We start from the raw sequence: 15,785 nt of genomic DNA, 5'->3' as shown, positions 1-15,785 counted from the left end.
ACGAGTGAGCCTCCCCCGGGGGCGGTCCCGAAGCCGCCCGCGGACCCCGCTGCGGACCCTCCGGACGGGACCTCCGGCACACGCCCTAAGCCTGCTGCGGGCCCCGGCGCTGGGGCAGGGAGACGACGCCCGCGCCCGGGGCGGTGCCCTCCGTCTGCTCGGGCGAGGACGGCGGGAGGCCGGCGATCTGGCAGAGCAGATCGCACCAGGCGGCCAGGTGCGAGCCCGTGTCCGGGACCCCGCCGAGTCCTTCCTGCGGTGTCCAGGACGCCCGGATCTCGATCTGGGTCGCGGGACGGCGGTCCGCGAGTCCCCCGAAGTAGTGGGAACCGGCCATCGTCACGGTGCCGCTCGCCTCCGCGAACAGCAGGCCCCGCGCCTCCATCGCGCCGGTCAGCCAGGACCAGCACACCTCCGGCAGCAACGGGTCCGCGGCCATCTCGGGCTCCAGCTCCGCCCGTACCAGCGTCACCAGCCGGAAGGTGCCCTTCCAGGTGTCGTGCCCGGCCGGGTCGTGCAGGAGGACCAGCCGGCCGTCGGCCAGGTCGTCCTCGCCGTCGACGACGGCCGCCTCCAGCGCGTACGCGTACGGCGCGAGCCGCTGCGGAGGCCGGGTCGGATCCATCTCGATCTCCGGCCGCAGCCGGGCCGAACGCAGCGCCTCCACCGCCCGCCGGAACACGGGCGGCACGGGATTCGTCTCCGTGGTGCCCGCCGTCCCGTCCGTCTCCTCGTCGCCTTCGGAATGATCGGAAAAATGTCCCTGAGCCGCAGCCATGCCGGGAAGAGTAGGCGGAACGGGGCCCCCGCGCAGGGAGGGACACCCGGCCCGGGCGAGCGGCTTCCGCGCACATGCGAAGATTCTGGGCGTGAGTGCCAACGACGCCCCCACGGGCCAGCAGACGAAGCAGCAGCCGCAGACGTACGACTCCGCGTTCATGAAGGCGTGCCGGCGTGAGCCGGTGCCGCACACGCCGGTCTGGTTCATGCGGCAGGCGGGGCGCTCGCTGCCCGAGTACCTGAAGGTCCGCGAGGGCATCCCGATGCTCGAGTCCTGCATGCGGCCCGAGCTGGTCACCGAGATCACGCTGCAGCCCGTACGGCGCCACAAGGTCGACGCGGCGATCTACTTCAGCGACATCGTCGTCCCGCTCAAGGCCATCGGCATCGACCTCGACATCAAGCCCGGTGTCGGCCCGGTCGTCGCCGAACCGATCCGCACCCGCGCCGACCTGGCCCGGCTGCGCGACCTGACCCCCGAGGACGTCGCGTACGTCACCGAGGCCATCGGCATGCTCACCGCCGAGCTGGGATCCACCCCTCTGATCGGATTCGCCGGCGCGCCGTTCACCCTCGCGAGCTACCTCGTGGAGGGCGGCCCGTCCCGCAACCACGAGCACACCAAGGCGCTGATGTACGGCGACCCGCAGCTGTGGGCCGATCTGCTCGACCGCCTCGCCGAGATCACCTCGGCCTTCCTCAAGGTCCAGATCGAGGCGGGCGCCTCCGCCGTCCAGCTCTTCGACTCCTGGGTGGGCGCCCTCGCCCCGGCCGACTACCGCCGATCGGTGATGCCCGCGTCCACGAAGGTCTTCGACTCCGTCGCCTCCTACGGCGTGCCGCGCATCCACTTCGGTGTCGGCACGGGCGAACTCCTCGGCCTCATGGGCGAGGCGGGCGCGGACGTCGTCGGCGTCGACTGGCGCGTCCCGCTGGACGAGGCCGTCCGCCGCGTCGGCCCCGGCAAGGCGCTCCAGGGCAACCTGGACCCCGCCGTGCTCTTCTCGACGCGCGAGGCGGTGGAGGCCAAGACGGACGAGGTCCTGGCCGCCGCGAAGGGCCTGGAGGGCCACGTCTTCAACCTGGGCCACGGCGTGCTGCCGACCACCGACCCGGACGCGCTGACCCGCCTGGTGGAGTACGTCCACACGCACACCGCCGTCTGACACCGCGTACGCCCCGGCGGCACCGCGCTCGGCAGGCCGATGCCCGTCACCCCCGGGGGTGACGGGCATCGCCGCGGGGACACGACTAGCCCGCCGCGCGCACCGCCGCCTGCGCCTTCCGTGCCGCGACCAGGACCGGATCCCACACCGGCGAGAAGGGCGGGGCGTAGCCGAGGTCCAGGGCCGTCATCCGTTCCACCGTCATCCCGGCCGTCAGCGCCACCGCCGCGACGTCCACCCGCTTCCCCGCCCCCTCACGGCCCACGATCTGCACCCCGAGGAGCCGGCCCGTGCGGCGCTCGGCCAGCATCTTCACCGTCATCGGGGCCGCCCCGGGGTAGTAGCCCGCCCGGCTGGTCGACTCCACCCTCACCGTCACGTACCGCAGCCCCACCGCGCGGGCGTCCTTCTCGCGCAGGCCCGTCCGCGCGATCTCCAGCTCGCACACCTTCGACACCGCCGTCCCCACCACGCCGGGGAAGGTGGCGTAGTCGCCGCCCACGTTCGCGCCGATGACCTGGCCGTGCTTGTTGGCGTGCGTCCCCAGGGCGATGTGGCGCTCACGGCCCGACACGAGGTCGAGCACCTCGACGCAGTCGCCGCCCGCCCACACGTTCTCGTGGCCCCGCACCCGCATCGCGAGGTCCGTGAGCAGCCCGTCGTACGTCCCCGTCGGCAGGCCGGCCGCCCGCGCCAGTGTCGTCTCCGGCTCCACGCCCATGCCCAGGACCACCACGTCCGCCGGGTACTCGGCGTCCTCCGTCGCCACCGCGCGGACCCGCCCGTCCGCGCCGGTGAGGACCTCGGTGACCGCCGACGAGACGACCGTCCTGATGCCGAGCCCGTCCATCGCCCGGTGCACCAGGCGGCCCATGTCCGGGTCCAGCGTGGACATCGGCTGCTCGCCGCGGTTGAGGACGGTCACCTCGTAACCGCGCTTCAGCAGCGCCTCGGCCATCTCCACGCCGATGTACCCCGCGCCCACGACGACCGCCCGGCGGCCCCGCGTCCGCTCCAGGGAGTCGAGCAGCGCCTGCCCGTCGTCCAGCGTCTGCACGCCGTGCACGCCCCGCGCATTGATCCCCGGCAGCCGAGGCCGGACCGGGCGGGCGCCGGTCGCGATCACCAGCTTGTCGAAGCCGGTCCACGTCTCGGCGCCCGACTCCAGGTCCCGGGTGCGCACGCGCTGCCCCGCCAGGTCCAGTTCGGTCGCCTCGGTGCGCATCCGCAGATCGATGTCCCGCGCCCGATGCTCCTCGGGGGTCCGGGCGATCAGCTCGTCGCGCGCGTCGACGTCCCCGCCGACCCAGTACGGGATGCCGCAGGCGGAGTACGAGGCGAAACGCCCCCGCTCGAAGGCGACGATCTCCAGCTCCTCGGGCTTGCGGAGCCTGCGTGCCTGCGACGCGGCGGACATCCCCGCCGCGTCCCCACCGATGATCACCAGTCGTTCACTCATACGAACACGCTACGTCGCAGCGGCCGTTCAGTCCTCCCGCTGCGCGGGCGCCGCCGCGGACGGGCCCGCTCCCGGCGCCGCCTCCGACGGGCGGGCTCCCGGCGCGGGGAAGGGACGCGGGGGCAGCTGCGGGGCGGGACGCCGGGGCAGCCGCGGCCGGACCAGCCAGCGCCACACCGCGTACAGGACCGCCGCCACCGCCAGCCACGGCGCCAGCGCCGCCAGCACGACCAGCACCCAGGCGAGCGCGGTCACCAGCGCGCCCCAGCCGCCGGCGAGCGCGTCGAGGAAGCCGGGCCGGTCCTCGCCCTCGGACGGCCGCTCCGTCCCCTTCTCGGTGAGGGAGAGGGTGACGGTCGCCAGTGTCGTACGGTCCTTCAGCGACGCCTGCTGGGCCAGCAGCGACTCCAGATCGGCCTGACGGCGGCTCAGCTCCCCTTCCAGGGTCACCACCTCGCTCAGCTGCGTCGCCCGGTCCATCAGCGCGCGCACCCGTGCCACGCTCGCCCGCTGGGTGGCGATCCGGCTCTCGACGTCGACCACCTGCTCGGTGACGTCCTTGGCGTCCGCGGTCCGCGAGAGGAGCCTGCCGGTGCCCGCCAGCTCCCGCAGGACCGACTCATAACGCTCCTGCGGCACCCGCAGCACCACCCGCGAGGTGGTGTGCGTGTCGTCGGCCCGCTCCGTCGACTCGTTGGCGACGTGGCCGCCCGCGGCCTCGGTGACCCGCCGGGCGGTGGCCAGCGCCTTCGTCGCGTCCCCGACCTCCACGGCCAGTTCGGCGGTACGGATGACGTGCTGCCGGGGCGCGGCGGCGGGCTTGCGGGCCTCCGCCCCCCGCTGCCCCTCCTGCGTCGCCCCGGCCCGGTCCTCGCCCGAGGCGTTGTCGTTGTCGGCGGCACCCTCGGGGCCCGGCGCCCGGGCGGCCTCCTCGGCGCCGCTCACGCTCTTCTCGTCGCCGGCGCCGTCCGACGCGGCGCAGCCGGTCAGGGCCAGCGAGGCCGTCAGCAGCGCCACGGCCGTCATGCGTGCTGCACGCATCCGGATCCCCCCAGGGTGGTGGTGGTGAATGTCGATCGTTCGACGTTCGGGAGGGGGGAGCGGGTTGCCCTCCACCGGTAGCGAAGTGGTCACGTTCCGGCCTCGGAACGGCTCGGCGGCCTCGTTTGAGAGAGTGGACCCATGAACGCGGACACCACGGGCAGGTCGCTGGGGCACGTCGTCGTCGTGGGAGGCGGCATCGCGGGACTCGCCGCCGCGCACCGCCTGGCCACGGCGGGCGTGCGCGTCACCCTCCTCGAAGGCGGCGACCGCGTCGGCGGCAAGCTCCTCGCCGGGGAGATCGCCGGCGCCCCCGTCGACCTCGGCGCCGAATCGCTGCTCGCCCGGCGCCCCGAGGCGGTCGCGCTCGCGACCGCCGTCGGCCTCGGCGACCGGCTCACGGCGCCGGCCACCACCACCGCGTCCGTATGGTCGCGCGGCGAACTGATCCCCATGCCCAAGGGGCACGTCATGGGCGTCCCGTCCGGCGGCGCGGCCGTCGCCGGGCTCCTCTCCGACGCGGGCGTCCGCGCCGTCGGGCGGGATCTCGACCTGCCGCCCACCGAGATCGGCGACGACATCGCCATCGGCGCGTACGTCTCCGAACGGATGGGCCACGAGGTCGTCGACCGACTCGTCGAGCCGCTCCTCGGCGGCGTCTACGCCGGAGACGCCTACCGCATCTCCCTGCGGGCCGCGGTGCCCGCGCTCTTCGAGGCCGCCCGTACCCACCCCACCCTCTCCGCCGCCGTCCGCGCCGTCCAGCAGGCCGGCGCCGCCACCCCGGCCGACGCGGCCGGAGCGGCCACCGGACTCGGCGGCTCGGTCTTCGCGGGCATCGAGGGCGGCATCGGCACCCTGCCCGGAGCCGTGGCGGACGCGATCCGCGCGGCCGGCGGAGAGATCCTGACCCACGCCCCGGTGACCGAACTCCGCCGCGTCACGGCCGAGGAGTCCGACGCGCGCCCCGGGGCCGGACACCCGGACGCCGCCGCCACGGCAGGCCTGTCCGCCGCCGCCGCGGGCCTGGCCTCCGCCACCGTGGCCGGTGCCGCCGTCGCCTCCGCCTCCGCCGCCGCCCGCCTCGCGGCCGCCGCCGACGGCGGGACCCCCGGCACGCGATGGCGGATCGTCGCCGGCGACCGGGTGCACCACGCCGACGCGGTCGTCCTCGCCACGCCCACCTGGGCCGCCGCCGCCCTCCTCGCCGACGAGGCACCGGCCGCCGCCGCGCAGCTCGACACCGTCGAGTACGCCTCGATGGCCCTGGTCACCTTCGCCTTCCGGCGGAGCGACCTCCGCGCCGCCCTGCCCGGCTCCGGCTTCCTCGTGCCCCCGGTCGACGGCCACACCATCAAGGCCTCCACCTTCTCCGCCCGGAAGTGGCAGTGGGTCGCCGACGCCGCCCCCGACCTCTTCGTCCTGCGCACCTCCGTCGGCCGCTACGGCGAGGAGGAGCAGGTCCACCGCGACGACGCCGACCTCGTCGCGGCCTCCGCGAAGGACCTGGCCGCCGCGACCGGCCTGGCCGCCCGGCCCGTCGCCACCACCGTCACCCGCTGGATCGACGGCCTGCCGCAGTACCCCGTCGGCCACCTCGACCGCGTCGCCCGCGCCCGCGAGGCCGTCGCCGCACTGCCCGGGCTGCGCCTCGCCGGGGCCGCGTACGACGGGGTCGGCATCCCCGCCTGCATCGCCTCCGCCCACCGCGCGGCCGACGAACTCCTCGCCGACGCCTCCGCCGGGCGGGCGGGGTGACGGCCGGGGCCGGAGGCCGGGCGTACGCCGGGGAAACGGCCGGGGAGATCATCGCCACGTCGCAAACCACCGACCCTGGTGCGGGGCACTGTCCGTGACGGGCGAGAATAGGCGTATGAGTGCGCCCGAAAAGATCCCGAACGCCGGTAAGAAGGCGAAGGACCTCAACGAGGTCATCCGCTACACCCTGTGGTCCGTGTTCAAGCTGCGCGACGTCCTGCCCGAGAACCGCGCCGGCTTCGCCGACGAGGTCCAGGAGCTCTTCGACCAGCTCGCCGCCAAGGACATCACCGTCCGCGGCACGTACGACCTCTCCGGTCTGCGCGCCGACGCCGACGTGATGATCTGGTGGCACGCCGAGACGAGCGACGAGCTCCAGGAGGCGTACAACCTCTTCCGCCGCACCCGGCTCGGCCGCGCCCTGGAGCCGGTCTGGTCCAACATGGCGCTGCACCGCCCCGCCGAGTTCAACAAGTCGCACATCCCGGCCTTCCTGGCCGACGAGACGCCCCGCGACTACGTCAGCGTCTACCCCTTCGTGCGCTCCTACGACTGGTACCTGCTGCCGGACGAGGACCGTCGCCGGATGCTCGCGGACCACGGCAAGATGGCCCGCGGCTTCCCCGACGTCCGTGCCAACACGGTCGCCTCCTTCTCGCTCGGCGACTACGAATGGCTGCTCGCCTTCGAGGCCGACGAGCTGTACCGGATCGTCGACCTCATGCGCCACCTGCGGGCCTCCGAGGCGCGGATGCACGTCCGCGAGGAGGTCCCGTTCTACACCGGCCGTCGCAAGAGCGTCGCCGAGCTGGTGGCGGGCCTGGCCTGACGGCCCGTCCTACCGACCTGGTGACGACCCGGCGCCCAGCCGGGCCGCCACCCCTCGACCCGGAAGATCAGACGGCGGACGGAGCTCCGAACGCCGTTCCAGCGACACCGGGTCCGGCTCCGGGTGCGGCGCGCACGACGCGCGCCGCACCGGCGTCCTTTCCCCGGCCGGCGTCCCGGCCCCTCCCGGTGCCCCGGCCCGCGCCGCCGTCGCGCCTGGCACCTCGCCGGTGAGCAGATACGTCTCCAGATGCCGGTTCACGCAGCTGTTCGGCCCGCCGCCGATCCCGTGCGTCCCCGCGTCCCGCTCGGTCACGAGCGCCGCCCCCCACAGCCTGCGCTGCAGCTCCAGGGCCCCTTCGTACGGCGTGGCCGCGTCCCGCTCGGCCGCCAGGATGAGCACCGGCGGCAGCACGCCCGCCCCGGTCCGGACGTCCACCGGCGTCCGGCGCGGCGCCGTCCAGTAGGCGCACGGCAGGTTCATCCAGGCGTTGTCCCAGGTCTCGAACGGGGCGAGCTTCGCGAGCCGGGTGTTGTCCCGGTCCCACACGGCGAAGTCCTCCGGCCAGGGGGCGTCGTTGCACTCGACCGCCGTGTAGACGGCCCTGCCGTTGCCGGGATCCGGGTCGCCCTCGCGCACCGGCCCCTCCGCCGGCGCGGCCTGCTCGATCAGCGGCTTCGGGTCGCCCTTCAGGAACCGTGCCAGCGCGGCGGCCCGCGGGGGCCAGTAACCGTCGTGGTAGCCGACCTGGATCATCGCCGCGTGCAGCTGCCCCGGGCCCACCTTCCCGCCCGCCGGGCGGGCCGCGAGCGCGACGCGCACCTTCTCGTAGCTCGCCAGCACCGCCTCCGCCGTGGACCCCAGGCCGTACGTCCCGTGGTGCTTGGCCACCCAGCCGCGGAAGTCGGCCCACCGGCGCTCGAACGCCAGGGACTGGTCGAGGTTGTTGGCGTACCAGACCTGCCGGGGATCGGGGTTCACCGGTGCGTCGAAGACCATCCGGCGCACCCGCTCCGGGAAGAGCGTCGCGTACAGCGCGCCGAAGTACGTGCCGTACGAGGCGCCCATGAACGTCAGCCGCGGCTCGCCCAGCGCGGCGCGCAACACGTCCAGGTCGCGGGCGTTGTTGAGCGAGTGGTAGTGGCGCAGACCGGCGCCGGTGCGCCGCGCACAGCCCTGGGCGTACGTCTTCGCGCGGGCGATCCGCTCCTGCTTGTAGACCTCCGACGGCTGGGAGGGCGCCGGGGTGGGGCCCTTGACGCGGTCGGCGGGATCCTGGCAGGACACCGGCGCGGAGCTGCCCGTCACCCCGCGCGGGGCGTAGCCGACCAGGTCGTACGCGGCGGAGATCCGCTTCCACACGGGGAGCCCGGCGACCAGCGGGAAGGACGTCGAGGAGGCGCCGGGGCCGCCCGGGTTGTAGACCAGCGCGCCCTGACGGCCGGAGGCCGGACCGGAGGCCCCGGTCCGGCTGACGGTGAGTCCGATCCGGGGGCCGTCGGGGTCGGCGTAGTCGAGGGGGACGCGGACGGTGCCGCAGCGCACGGAGGCGGGGAGCCTCTCGGCCGCCGGGCAGGCGCCCCAGTCGATGCCCTCGGCGGCGGCGCGTGAGGCGGCCGCGAGCAGGCCGCGGGTCTCGGCGGGCGAGGTGTCCGTGGCCCTGGCCGGTGCGGCGGGCGCGGTGTCCAGGGCTCCGGCGGGTGCGGCGGGCACCGCGGCCTGGGAGGCGAGGACCAGGGACGTGAGGACCAGCGATCCGAGGGCTCCGTACCGTGCGAGCGTTCTCATCGGCCCTACCTTCGTGCGCGTGCGGGCAAGCGGGACGTCCCCGGATGCGTGCGTGCGCCCGTGCCCGATGCTCGCCCGCGCGTCTTCGTGCCCGGGCGCGCGCGGGCACGCGCGCATGCGGAACACAGGGATCGTTGGCGGGCCGGCGCGGGAAGTAAAGGACCGTCGGCGGGTGTCGCCCCGGATGCCCCCGGCGCGCCCCCTCGGGCGACCGCGCGCGCCCCGGCCGTCGGACGGCCGGGGCGCGAGGGAGGGGCAGGGGTGCGGTCAGCTGCTGGAGCCGCCGCCGCAGCTCGAACCGCCGCCGCTGGAGCACGAACTCCCGCTGGAACTCGAACTGGAGCACGAACTTCCGCTGGAACCGGAGCAGCCGCCGCCACCCCCGCCGCCGCCTCCGGAGCACGATCCGCCCGAGCAGCCTCCGCCGCCCCCTCCGCCCGTGCCGCAGCCGCCCCCGCCGCTGCCGCCGCCCGTGCTGGCGGCGCACCACACGGTGACCAAGGCGGCGGACGAGTCGGCCGTGGACGAGTGGCTGTGGTGGGTCCGGCGGGTGGAGGCGCGGGGGACCCGGATCCGGGCCGCGGTCAGCAACTGCTCCCGCAGCAGCGGGTCCGGCAGGGCGCGCAGTCCGTGCAGGGCGACCAGCTGCCCGGCGTCGGCGATGTGTCCGTGGGCCTGTCCGTACGCGAGGACGGCGCCGCGGCCCGCCGGGGGGACCCGCCGGGAGGCGATCGCTCCGCAGACGGCGGCGGTGATCCCGGCGCCGACCAGGGCGGGCAGCACCTTGAGGAAGAACGGGACGTACATCTCCTGGCTGTCCGTGCCGGCGAATTCGGCGATCGTGAGGATCAGCGAGACGGGCACCATGGCCAAGGAGACGATGCCGACGGTCACGCTCCAGCGGATCGCGGTGCGGCGCACCCGGGGCGCCACGATCAGCCCGCGCGCCGCCAGTCCGTCGCCGATCTCCTGGACGGCCGGGTGGCTCATGGTCATCAGACGCAGATGGTGCAGGGCGCCGTGCGGGGCGGCCGCGTGCTCCTGGAGGAGGGCGCGCTCGACGTGGTCGCGGGGGGCGGGGCGCAGCACGGAGACGATGCCCGGGCCGCCGACGGCGATCCGGCCGTCGGCGTGGAGGGCGGCGAGGGCCGCGTCGACGACCCTGGCGGGGCCGCCGTTGAGGAAGGCGGCCTCGTGACGGTCGTGGATCTGCCCGCCGTTGCCGGAGCGGGTGCGGGAGGTCATGACGATCAGGGTGACCACGGCCGCCGCGGCGGCCAGGTAGTAGAGGACGGCGATCGTGTTCATCGGTCTCTCACCTTCGTACGAGCGCGGCGCGGGCGGCCCGGGCCAGGCGGGTGACCGGGCCCGGCGGGCGGGAACCGGAACGGTCCTGCCACCACTGGGTGAGCCGGTGTCGGGCATCAGGGTCTTCGGGGCGTCCGGCGACGAGCAGATGCTCGACGAAGTCGAGCGCGTCGCGGCGGTAACCGCCGGTCATGGGGCGGGACCTGGCGTACGCGAGGAACGCGGGCCGGAAGCCCGTGCCCAGGATCTCCGGGAGCTCGGGGGCGACCTTGGCGACGACATCGGCCCGCTTGGCCGACAGCGCGCGGCTCTGCACCCCCAGCCGGCGCGAGTCGAAGCCTTCGGGGGCGGGCGTCCCGGCGACCAGCGCGGAGAGCACCGCGGCCTGGTCGAGGGCGAGCCGCTCCCGGGCGGCGCCGGTGCCGGCGGCGGCCGCGCGCGAAGCCGTACCCGCACGGCGCGGACCTGAGTCCGTGTCCGCGTCCGTACTGGTCCGCGTACCGGAGCCCGTACCCGCGTCCGTACCCGTAGGACGCGTACCGGAGTCCGTGTCCGCGTCCGTACGCGTCCCCGTACCGGGGGCGGCCGGCGGCACCGGCATCGGGCCGCCCGAGACTCGGGCGCCCGCGCCGATGAGCAGCGGGCCCTCCGCGCGGGCCTCCTGCCCGGCCTGCTCCCGGGCTCCCCGTCGGCGCCCCGCGGCCACGGTCTCGCGGATCGAGGTCAGCTCCGCCGCCAGCTCCGCCCGCGCCGGGAAGTGGTCGTCCCGCTCCAGCAGGACTCCCGGCGGGGCGACCCGGGAGGCCAGGTCGGACAGGATCGCGAGGACGGGGGCGGTGACCGGATGGGCGTGGGTGTCGTGCCAGACGCCGTCGCGCTCGAGGCCGCCGGCGACGTGCACGTACGCGATCGCCTCGACCGGCAGCTCGGAGAGGGCCTTCGACGGGTCCTCGCCGCGGTTGACGTGGTTGGTGTGGAGGTTGGCGACGTCGATGAGGAGCCGTACCCCCGTACGCTCCACCAGCTCCGCGAGGAACTGCCCCTCCGTCAGCTCCTCGCCGGGCCACGAGATCAGCGCCGCGATGTTCTCCAGGGCCAGCGGCACCGGCAGGGCGTCCTGCGCGATCCGGACGTTCTCGCAGAGCACGTCGAGCGCGTCCCAGGTGCGGGGGACCGGCAGCAGGTGCCCCGCCTCCAGGACGGAGGTCGCGGTCAGCGGGCCCCCGGCCCGGACGAACGCGATGTGCTCCGTCACCAGGGGCGCCCCCAGCGCCGTCGCCTTCGCCGCCAGCTCCGCGAGCCGCCCGGCGTCCGGACGGTCCGCGCCGCCGATGCCCAGCGACACCCCGTGCGGGACGACCGTGACCCCTCGCGAGCGCAGCCGGGTCAGGGAGTCGGGGAGGTGGCCGGCGCAGAGGTTCTCCGCGACGACCTCCACCCAGTCGACGCCGGGCAGCGCCTCCACCGCGTCCGCGATCTCGGGCCGCCAGCCGATGCCGATGCCGAGTTCCGTCATGTCCCCCTCCTTCAGTCCCCGGTGTGATGGCCCCGCCGGATCCGTTCGAATCCAGCCGGAGGGACGTTCAGAGGTTGATTTGAGGTTCCGGCGCACCCGGCCCCGATGGCGCCGCTATCCGGACATGCCCTAGGAGTGCGGGGTGACGATCCCCCCGTCCGGCACCGGCCGGGAGGTGAACGACTGGTCCGTCCCCGACGGGACCACCGGCGTCGGCACGCCGGGCGACGGCACCGCGGGCGGCCCCGTCGGGCTCGACGTCTTGCGCCCGGCGGCCTCGTTCGCCAGCGCGTCGAAGTCGACCATCCCGGTCGCCTCCAGCATGGTGATGTGGTCGAGGACCGTCTGGTTCGCGTCACTCGCCAGCTGGCGTATCAGGGTGTTGCGGGTGGTGTGCCGGACCTCGGCGATCAGCGCGAAGACCTTGCCGTGCGCGTTGCGGAGCAGGTTCGCGAACTTCCGCTCGTACTCCTCCCCGCGCGACGCCGTCAGCTCGCGCAGCCAGCCCTGCTGCTGGTCGGTGGGCTGATTGGGCAGCTCCACGCCCAACTGCGCCGCCACGGTCCGCGCCCGCCGGTCCAGGTCGGTGTGGCCGACGACGAGGTGGTCGCCGCACTCCACCATCGCCTTGCTGGGGGCGCGCTCGATGGCCTGCTGTCCGGCCGGTAGCTCCCAGAGGCCGGCCAGCCGCACCTTCACCAGGAAGTCCCGGTCGGTGGCGGAGAGCGGCCCCCACTGGGTGGCCACGGACGAGGCGTTGAGATTGGCCTCTCCGGTGCCGGAGCGGTCGGCATAGGACCAGACGGGGAAGGCGAGCGCGCCGACCGTGGCGACGAGCGCCGCGATGATGAGTGCCGTCCCGTTGACGCGTAGCGACAAGGTGTCTCCCGTACGTTCGTGGTACCGCAGACTGAACCGCCTCACGGGCAGCGGTTCAACCTCCTTGGCGATATGAGGAGATACGCACGGGGAGGGAGGTGCGTTCAGCCGAGGAGCCGACCCGCGGCCGGGAAGTCGGACACCACCGTGCACGAACCGGGAGCGATCTCCGTGAATCCGGCGTCCCGTACCACCGGCAGGCCGCTCGTCGTCAGCGCAGCCCAGCGCGCCGGGTCCGCCGTCCGCACCGCCAGCGGGAACCCGGCCTCGCGCCAGGCCTCCCGGTCCGGCTCCGGCATCGCCCACCAGAGGAGCTGCGCCCCGTGCCCGGCCTGCGCCATCGCCTTCCCCGCGGACATCTCGAGGCCGGGATTGAGCCACAGCCGCGCGGCCCCGGCCGGTACGTCGCCGGGCTCGGCCGGGTCCTCCAGGTCGGTGCCGGAGACCTGGAGCTTGACCAGCTCCTTGGGCCAGCCGTCCAGCGGGACCGGCGGGAAGACCCGCACCTCCGCGGTCTCCCCGTGGACGGTGATGCCGGGCAGGGCGGCCGCCCGGCGCCACTCCGCGCCGCGCGCCCGGCGCACGACCTTCCGGATCCGGGCGTCCTGCCATTCGGTCATGACCCGCGCCCACTCCCCGTCGCCGTGCGCGCGTGCGTCGGTGAGGATCGCCAGCACGGCGCGGGCCGCCGTCTGCAGGGCGTCGGTACGGGCGGGGGGTTCGGCGCGCTCCACCCGGACGACGAGGGGCAGGACGAACTGGGGCTTGTCGTCGCGGGGATCGGTCTCGTTGCTGCTCACCCGGCAAGTCTGCCATCGCGGCCGTCCACCGCCCGCGACGGGCGATTCTTGTAGGAACGACCGATTCCGGGTCAGGATGCGAGCATGAAAAGTGATCTGTTCACCGGCGAACACCTTGCCGACGCCGCGACGTTTCCGGGGATGACCCTCCAGAACGCGAAGTCCGTGAAGTACACCGTCCAGGGCGAGATGCACGCCCGCCAGGGCTCGATGATCGCCTTCCGCGGGGACCTCCAGTTCGAGCGCAAGGGCCAGGGCCTCGGCGGCATGCTCAAGCGCGCCGTCACGGGCGAGGGGCTGGCGCTGATGGCCGTGCGCGGGCAGGGCGAGGCCTGGTTCGCGCACGAGGCGCAGAACTGCTTCATCGTCGAGATCGAGCAGCACGACGCGCTCACCGTGAACGGCCGCAACGTCCTCTGCTTCGACCCCACCCTCTCGTACGAGATCAAAACCGTGAAGGGCGCCGGCATGACCGGCGGCGGCCTCTTCAACAGCGTCTTCTCCGGTCACGGCAAGATCGCCCTGGTCTGCGACGGCACCCCGATCGTCATCCCGGTCTCCCCGCAGCTGCCGGTCTTCGTCGACACCGACGCCGTCGTCGGCTGGAGCGAGCGCCTGCACCCCTCCCTGCACCGCTCGCAGTCCTTCGGCTCGATGATGCGCGGCGGCTCGGGCGAGGCGGTCCAGCTCAAGCTGGAGGGCGAGGGCTTCGTCATCGTCCGGCCGAGCGAGCTGACCCCGCAGAAGGCGTCGGCCAACTGACCGTGTCCCCCACGCGCTTGGCGGGGGTGGGCCGCCGCTACGGCCTGCGCGGCTCGTGGGTGCTGCGCGGCGCCGACCTCGCGCTGCCCGCCGGCGCCCTGGTGCGGGTCATCGGGGGCAACGGCTCCGGCAAGTCCACCCTGCTGCGGCTGATCGCGGGGATCGACGCGCCCTCCGAGGGGCGGATCACGGGCCGCCCCGCCCGCACGGCGTACGTCCCCGAACGCTTCCCGGCCGCCCTGCCGTTCACCGCGCGCGGCTATCTCCGCCACCTCGGCCGCGTCCAGGGCCTCGGCGGGGCGGAGGCGGAGGCGCGGGCGGGGGAGTGGCTGGAACGCTTCGGCGGGAGCGGCTTCGCCGACACCCCGCTCGCCGCACTCTCCAAGGGCAGCAGCCAGAAGGTCGCCGTCGCCCAGGCCCTCCTCGCGGACCCGGAGCTGCTGGTCTTGGACGAGGCGTGGACCGGCCTGGACGCGGCGGCCCGCCGGGAACTCGACCACGCGGTCCGGGGCCGGCTCGCCGCCGGGGCGGCGGTGGTCTTCGTCGACCACGACCCGCGGAGACTGGCGGGGGAGGCCGACGCGGTGTACGCGGTGGCGACGGGCCGGGTCCACCCGGCCCCGGCCGGGGCCGTCGGCGCCGCGGCCTCCGGGGCTGCCGCCTCCCCGGCGCACCGGACTCTGCCCGCGGTCGTCGGCGCCGCGGTCTCCGGCGCCGCCGCCTCCCGAGCGCACGGGACTCCGCCCGCGGTCGTCGGCGCCGCGGTCTCCGGCGCCGCCGCCTCCCGAGCGCACGGGACTCCGCCCGCGGTCTCCGGGGCGCTCCCGGAACCGGCCTCTGCCGGCGGGGTCCGGGTGCGCATCGTGGTCTCCGGCGGGGGAGCGCTGCCCGACGGGCTCCCGGGCCGGCCCGCGTCCGCCCCCGGCCCGGACGGGACCACGGCTCTGACCGTCGACGCGGCCCACTCCGACGCGGTGCTGCGCACGCTGCTCACCGCCCGCCCCGCCTGGCACGTCCACCACCTCAGTACCGAAGGCGTACGGGTATGACCGCACTGGTCCGCTACCACACGGCCCTGCTCCTGCGCTCCCAGCGCTGGCTCGCCCCGCTCCTCCTCTATGGCGTCTTCCTCGTCGTGGGCCTCCGCGCCGGAGAACCCGTGCTGGGCGCCCTCGGCTACGCCGTGGCCGGACTGCTGCCGGTGACCGCCTGGGTGGTACGGATCTGCCTGAGCCAGGAACCGGCCGCCGCGCGCGGGGTGGTGGCGGCCGCGGCGGGCCGCCGACGGGCCCACGTCGCGGCGGTCCTGGCCGCCGTGGGCTGCGCGGGGCCGGTCGGCGCGGTCGCGGCCCTCGCAGTGACGGCGACGAGCGACCTGCGCCGGGTCGACCCCGTGGCGGCGGGCGCCGCCGGGCTCCTCGCCACGGCCGTCTGCGTACTGACCGGCGCGGCCGTCGGCACCCTCACCTCCCGTCCCTTCCTCCACGCCCGCGGCCTCTCCCTCGCTGCCCTGGTCCTCGGCTCCCTGCTCGCCCTGGTCACCACCGGCTCCCCGGCGGCCCACACCATCACCTCCCTGGTCACCGCCTCCGCCACCTCGACCGTCCCCCTCCCCTGGCTCCCCCTGGCCGGCGCCGTGACCCTCACGGCGGCGACGGTGACCCTGGCGTGCCGGGCGACGGCGTGGCGCGAGTGACGG

The 15,785-nt window shown here is 75.0% G+C and carries 14 protein-coding genes; 6 read left to right on the top strand and 8 right to left on the bottom strand.

What is annotated here, in order from left to right; genetic code table 11:
• Positions 1 to 85 precede the first annotated feature (85 nt).
• The gene (locus ACZ6RC_RS14775) at positions 86 to 778 is read right to left on the bottom strand and encodes a DUF3000 domain-containing protein (RefSeq protein WP_469582576.1); all 693 of its coding nucleotides are present in this window, start codon (positions 776 to 778) and stop codon (positions 86 to 88) included.
• Between the two features lie 91 nt (positions 779 to 869).
• Here ACZ6RC_RS14775 and hemE point away from each other — a divergent pair, with 91 nt between their 5' ends.
• Positions 870 to 1,946 carry a uroporphyrinogen decarboxylase gene (gene hemE / locus ACZ6RC_RS14770; protein ID WP_391141726.1) on the top strand — a complete coding sequence of 359 codons (1,077 nt, stop codon included), beginning with the start codon at positions 870 to 872 and terminating at the stop codon, positions 1,944 to 1,946.
• A gap of 85 nt (positions 1,947 to 2,031) precedes the next feature.
• Here the strand turns inward: hemE and ACZ6RC_RS14765 are convergent, their stop codons facing one another.
• Both ACZ6RC_RS14765 and ACZ6RC_RS14760 read right to left on the bottom strand, forming a co-directional pair.
• A complete protein-coding gene (locus ACZ6RC_RS14765; protein WP_469582572.1) occupies positions 2,032 to 3,405 on the bottom strand; it encodes an FAD-dependent oxidoreductase in 1,374 nt (457 codons plus the stop codon).
• A gap of 27 nt (positions 3,406 to 3,432) precedes the next feature.
• Complete coding sequence (locus ACZ6RC_RS14760) at positions 3,433 to 4,446, bottom strand: DUF4349 domain-containing protein (RefSeq protein ID WP_469582570.1); 1,014 nt, start codon at positions 4,444 to 4,446, stop codon at positions 3,433 to 3,435.
• Positions 4,447 to 4,587: 141 nt separating this feature from the next.
• Here ACZ6RC_RS14760 and hemG point away from each other — a divergent pair, with 141 nt between their 5' ends.
• Positions 4,588 to 6,204: a protoporphyrinogen oxidase gene (hemG, locus tag ACZ6RC_RS14755; protein WP_469582567.1), complete on the top strand. Its 1,617-nt coding sequence runs from the start codon at positions 4,588 to 4,590 to the stop codon at positions 6,202 to 6,204.
• Between the two features lie 115 nt (positions 6,205 to 6,319).
• On the top strand, positions 6,320 to 7,033 hold the full coding sequence (hemQ, locus tag ACZ6RC_RS14750; RefSeq protein WP_453612128.1) for a hydrogen peroxide-dependent heme synthase: 714 nt from the start codon (positions 6,320 to 6,322) through the stop codon (positions 7,031 to 7,033).
• Between the two features lie 9 nt (positions 7,034 to 7,042).
• Here hemQ and ACZ6RC_RS14745 read toward each other — a convergent pair whose 3' ends face one another.
• The 5 genes from ACZ6RC_RS14745 to ACZ6RC_RS14725 all read right to left on the bottom strand — a co-directional run bounded on the left by ACZ6RC_RS14745 (position 7,043) and on the right by ACZ6RC_RS14725 (position 13,324).
• On the bottom strand, positions 7,043 to 8,821 hold the full coding sequence (locus ACZ6RC_RS14745; RefSeq protein WP_469582563.1) for an alpha/beta hydrolase: 1,779 nt from the start codon (positions 8,819 to 8,821) through the stop codon (positions 7,043 to 7,045).
• A gap of 267 nt (positions 8,822 to 9,088) precedes the next feature.
• The gene (locus tag ACZ6RC_RS14740) at positions 9,089 to 10,129 is read right to left on the bottom strand and encodes a TIGR04222 domain-containing membrane protein (protein WP_469582560.1); all 1,041 of its coding nucleotides are present in this window, start codon (positions 10,127 to 10,129) and stop codon (positions 9,089 to 9,091) included.
• A 7-nt stretch (positions 10,130 to 10,136) separates the two neighbouring features.
• Entirely contained in the window at positions 10,137 to 11,645 is a 1,509-nt protein-coding gene (locus ACZ6RC_RS14735) for an MbnB/TglH/ChrH family RiPP precursor modification enzyme (RefSeq protein ID WP_469582558.1), read from the bottom strand.
• Positions 11,646 to 11,774: 129 nt separating this feature from the next.
• Positions 11,775 to 12,524: a DUF4142 domain-containing protein gene (locus tag ACZ6RC_RS14730; protein WP_391141746.1), complete on the bottom strand. Its 750-nt coding sequence runs from the start codon at positions 12,522 to 12,524 to the stop codon at positions 11,775 to 11,777.
• A 104-nt stretch (positions 12,525 to 12,628) separates the two neighbouring features.
• Positions 12,629 to 13,324, bottom strand: coding sequence for a peptidyl-tRNA hydrolase (locus ACZ6RC_RS14725; RefSeq protein WP_469582555.1), 696 nt, complete (start codon positions 13,322 to 13,324; stop codon positions 12,629 to 12,631).
• Between the two features lie 84 nt (positions 13,325 to 13,408).
• On the opposite strand from ACZ6RC_RS14725, the gene ACZ6RC_RS14720 reads away from it, so the two are divergent.
• From ACZ6RC_RS14720 to ACZ6RC_RS14710, 3 genes are read left to right on the top strand one after another with little or no spacing between them, the layout of a single operon-like run.
• Positions 13,409 to 14,086, top strand: a complete 678-nt coding sequence (locus ACZ6RC_RS14720) for an AIM24 family protein (protein WP_391141751.1) — start codon at positions 13,409 to 13,411, stop codon at positions 14,084 to 14,086.
• 2 nt (positions 14,087 to 14,088) lie between these two features.
• Positions 14,089 to 15,135: an ATP-binding cassette domain-containing protein gene (locus ACZ6RC_RS14715; RefSeq protein WP_469582552.1), complete on the top strand. Its 1,047-nt coding sequence runs from the start codon at positions 14,089 to 14,091 to the stop codon at positions 15,133 to 15,135.
• Positions 15,132 to 15,782, top strand: coding sequence for an ABC transporter (locus ACZ6RC_RS14710; protein WP_469582550.1), 651 nt, complete (start codon positions 15,132 to 15,134; stop codon positions 15,780 to 15,782). Before ACZ6RC_RS14715 ends, ACZ6RC_RS14710 begins: the two co-directional genes overlap by 4 nt.
• The last annotated feature ends 3 nt before the right edge of the window (positions 15,783 to 15,785 follow it).

Source organism: Streptomyces sp. NPDC048353, from assembly GCF_055587165.1.
Note: the sequence above shows the minus strand (reverse complement) of the source record. Positions and strands in the feature narration are given on the sequence as shown.